A 3,583-nucleotide genomic window follows, 5' to 3' on the forward strand; every position below is an offset into this window, starting at 1 on the left:
CCATGGGCATGCTCAACCACCATTTCGCAGCAGCCGCCTGATCGGCGCAGAGCGACAGCCTACCTCTGACTGCCGCCAATCTTTGCAACAGAGCCGAGCAGCCAGATATTGGTGAAAATCGGACCTGACGCTTTCAGAAGGTCTTCCCTTTCGGGAGGGGACAGTCTGCCAGTATCTGGCCCATTGGCTTCAAGTTGGGAAAAGGCCTCGATCACCCGTTCGGCGCCATCCGCGCTGAACGGCAGCAATGCGCCGGAGATGCCATAGCGCCCGTTCACATCGACTATCCGTGCAGCGATCTTGTCCCAGTTCACAAGGGTTTGGGTAGCGCTGTGCTCGCGCACCGTGACCGGCACGGTATCACGCAGAAGATCCCGCAAAGTCATCGACTGGCCGGGAACGACCTCGCTGACTTCATAGAGCGACATGACCGTATCGCGCAGCGCGCGCATATAGGCCTTGTTCGGCACCTTCTCGTTCCAGCCCCGGCGCTTGAGATACTCATCGACGAGGTTAAGGCTGTCAGGTTCCAGTTCCTGTGTGAGCAAATCCTCAAAGGCACAGCCCCATAGCTGGCCTTCCCAATGGTCGCCGATGATGTCGAATATATCATCAGGCTCAAGATCAGTTGCCTCGCATGCCGGGCCAAGGTGCGCGACCAGCATCTCGTCCATCATCTCGTCCCAGGGCGCACGCCTCATATACTTCATCAGTCCGGAGAGATCGTGAGCGGATTTCGGTCTGGACATTCAGGCGGGCCTTTCCACGCCGAGGCGGCGCATTTCGCGATAGATGGTCGATCGACCGATGCCGAGTTGTCGTGCCGCTTCTGTTGGCGAGATGCTGGCCTCGACCAGTTTGATGGCGGCATGAACCTTGCCCATATCGAGCGGCTGCCGCCCCGGCAGCCTGCCCTTGGCGCGGGCGGCCGCGATGCCATCTCTGGTCCGCTCGGAGATCAGCCTCCGCTCAAAATGGGCGATGGCTCCGAACACATGGAAGATGAGTTCGCCGGCGGCCGACGATGTGTCGATCTTTTCCTCGAGGCTCAGGAGCGCGATGCCCTGGCCGCGCAGCGTCTCGACCGTGGCAAGCAATTCGGCGAGCGAGCGCCCGAGCCGATCGAGGCGGACCACCGCCAGCGTGTCGCCCCTGCGGGCATAGGCGATCAGCTCGGCCAGACCGGGCCGCTCCATGCTCTTGCCCGACATGACGTCGGCGAACACTTTGATGGCCCCGGCCTTCTCCAGACGCATGGTCTGTCCCGCCACATCCTGATCGCCGGTGCTGACGCGGGCATAGCCCAGAATATCGCCCATGCCGTGCGTCTCCCAAACGGTCGTTCTCTGGACGCTATGAAGGGCGACCGCTTTGCCCAATCCATGTCCGTCCACATACTATGTCTCTTTACTCATGGCTGTCCATAGGCACAGATGACCTTTTGTGGACGGGAATCGGCATGACGAAGCGCAAGCATCAACTCCTGACCGAGAGCGAGCGCGACCAGATCCTCGCCATCCCGACTGATCGCGACCACTTGGCACGGCTCTACACCTTCGAGCCTTCGGATATCGAGATCATCGGCGCGCGACGGGAGCAACGGAACCAGTTGGGCGTCGCGCTGCAACTCGCGCTCTTGCGGCACCCGGGCATCACGCTTGCGCAGTTGATACAGGACAGGGGAGCGATACCCCATGATCTCGCCGCCTTCGTCGCGGAGCAACTTGGACTGCACGTAACCGACCTGGCCAACTATGCGGCGCGAGATCAGACAATGACGGATCATGCCCGTGTGTTGGCGGTGCGCTTGGGACTTCGGGGGGCGACCCGCGCCGATATTCCCTTCATGATCGAAGCGGCCGCGAAAACGGCATGGGCGACCGACAAGGGGATGACGATCGCGACCGGCGTCGCCACCGCCCTTCGCGAGGTCCGGATTCTGTTGCCGTCCATCTCCACCATCGAACGCGCCAGCAGCGCGGGACGTGCGCGTGCCCGTAAGCAGGCCGCCTATGCCCTGATCGCCGATCTCAGCGCCGAACAGGTCCACGCCCTCGACCAGCTCTTTGACGACGCCGACGGCATGAGCCAGCTTGCTTTGCTCAAGACCATTCCCGTCGCGGCCAAACCCGATCACATCCGCCAGATTCTCGACCGCCTGTGGCAAGTGCGGAAGATCGGCATTTCTCCCGACGTAGCTGGCCGCATCCATGGGGACCGATTTCGGCAATATGTCAGGGAAGGCCGCGCTTCGCCTGCCTATATGATCGAGCGATATATCCCCTCCCGCCGGCGCGCCACGCTTGTTGCTTTCCTGCTCGACCTCGAAGAACGGCTGACTGACAGCGCTCTGGAGATGGCGGACAAGCTGATCGGCAGCATCTTCACCCGCGCGAAGAACGCCCAGGCGCGCAGCTATGCCACCACGTCGAAGAACGTCGCGCGGCTGATGCTGATCTTTCGCAGGACGATCGACGCACTCACCGATGCAGTCGATACCGGCGAAGATCCGATAGAGGCCCTGGACGCTTCGGTCGGGTAGAACACCCTCCTGAAGGCCAGACCAGAAGTAGCGACGATCGCGGAAACCGCGAGCCTCGACCCGTTGACGGTCGCGGCCGATCGCTATGCGACGTTGCGTAAGTTCGCCCCTGATCTGCTTGAAGCGCTCCAGTTCAGGGCGGGAAAGGGCAGCGCGAAGACGATCGCCGCTGTCGAGATGCTGCGCGACCTCAACAGGTCGGGCAAACGCGATCTGCCTCCCGACGCTCCGATGCCCTTCCGCAAGGAATGGCGGAAAATCGTTGTTGGCGATGACGGCAAGATCAACCGGAGGCTTTGGGAGATCGCAACGATCGCGCATCTGCGCAACAAATTGCGGTCCGGGGATGTCTGGGTGGAGCGATCGGCGGGATACCGCCGGTTCGACAGCTACCTGCTCAGCGATCCGAAGGCCAAGCCGATCGTATCGGCTCTTGGCCTGCCACCCACAGCCAGCGAATGGCTCGAACAGCGGGGCCGCGAACTGGACTGGCGGCTGAAGAAATTCGCCCAGCGCCTGAAGCGCGACGCTCTGGAAGGTGTGCGGTTCCGCGACGGCCGCCTCCAGATATCGCCGATACGCACGATCGCGACACCCGATGCCGAAGTACTGGCTGACCGGCTCGATGCCATGATGCCACGCATCCGCATCACCGAGCTGCTGCATGAGGTGGCGCAGGAAACCGGCTTTCTCGCAGCGTTCACCAACCTGCGCACCGGCGAGGCGTGCCCCAATGAAAACGCGCTGCTCGCCACGATCCTCGCCGACGCAACCAATCTCGGCCTGTCGCGCATGGCGGCCGCGAGCCAGGGCGTCACGCGCGATCAGCTCCTGTGGACCCATGACGCCTATATCCGCGATGACAGCTACCGAGCGGCGCTGGCCGTCCTCATCAACGCGCACCACCGCCTGCCATTTTCGCGGGTCTGGGGCGACGGCGCCACGTCCAGCTCCGCATGGTTCCCGACTGACCGAAGCGCTTCCACGACGACGCTCGTCAGCGCGAGGCCGAATGGAGCTTTCGATACGGCGCCAATATAG

The 3,583-nt window shown here is 62.5% G+C and carries 2 protein-coding genes and 1 pseudogene; 1 reads left to right on the top strand and 2 read right to left on the bottom strand.

Translation table 11 applies throughout. The features are described 5' to 3' along the window. Positions 1–59: 59 nt before the first annotated feature. Together FHS92_RS17980 and FHS92_RS17985 are read right to left on the bottom strand one after the other, a co-directional pair. Entirely contained in the window at positions 60–749 is a 690-nt protein-coding gene (locus FHS92_RS17980; protein ID WP_246352110.1) for a DUF7986 domain-containing protein, read from the bottom strand. Beyond that, complete coding sequence (locus FHS92_RS17985) at positions 750–1,319, bottom strand: recombinase family protein (protein WP_184081938.1); 570 nt, start codon at positions 1,317–1,319, stop codon at positions 750–752. It lies immediately after the preceding gene. 140 nt (positions 1,320–1,459) lie between these two features. On the opposite strand from FHS92_RS17985, the pseudogene FHS92_RS18700 reads away from it, so the two are divergent. Beyond that, a pseudogene (locus tag FHS92_RS18700) lies at positions 1,460–3,496 on the top strand (Tn3 family transposase); the annotation flags it as partial. Positions 3,497–3,583 lie beyond the last annotated feature (87 nt).

The sequence above is a fragment of the Sphingobium subterraneum genome, assembly GCF_014199435.1.
GTDB lineage: Bacteria > Pseudomonadota > Alphaproteobacteria > Sphingomonadales > Sphingomonadaceae > Sphingobium > Sphingobium subterraneum.